We start from the raw sequence: 270 nt of genomic DNA, 5'->3' as shown, positions 1-270 counted from the left end.
TCTGTCCAAGGCTGAGCTGCAGTTCCTGGCCATGCTCCCGGACATCCGCCCCAAAGTCAGGGTGATCGCAGAATGCGGCAACTGGAGAAGCTTTGTTTGGAAGCCACTGAAGTCCAAGGCAGGCCTCGAGCCGGACCCGGACGCGGAGGAATGATCAAGCAAGCAGGTCTAGCTAGTTGTCTACCAGACTGGCTACTGCTACTGCTACACTCTCCAATTGCTTCTGGACATCTCTCCCTGCCATTCCTGCAGCTTCGCACTGAATGAGAG

1 protein-coding gene is annotated in these 270 nt (G+C 56.3%); it reads left to right on the top strand.

The genetic code is table 11. The features are described from left to right. The first annotated feature begins 1 nt into the window (after position 1). Positions 2-154, top strand: a complete 153-nt coding sequence (gene ndhN, locus FWJ25_RS20765; RefSeq protein WP_497755924.1) for an NAD(P)H-quinone oxidoreductase subunit N — start codon at positions 2-4, stop codon at positions 152-154. The last annotated feature ends 116 nt before the right edge of the window (positions 155-270 follow it).

The sequence above is a fragment of the Marinobacter salinexigens genome (genome assembly GCF_008370345.1).
Classification (GTDB): Bacteria; Pseudomonadota; Gammaproteobacteria; order Pseudomonadales; family Oleiphilaceae; genus Marinobacter; species Marinobacter salinexigens.
Note: the sequence above shows the minus strand (reverse complement) of the source record. Positions and strands in the feature narration are given on the sequence as shown.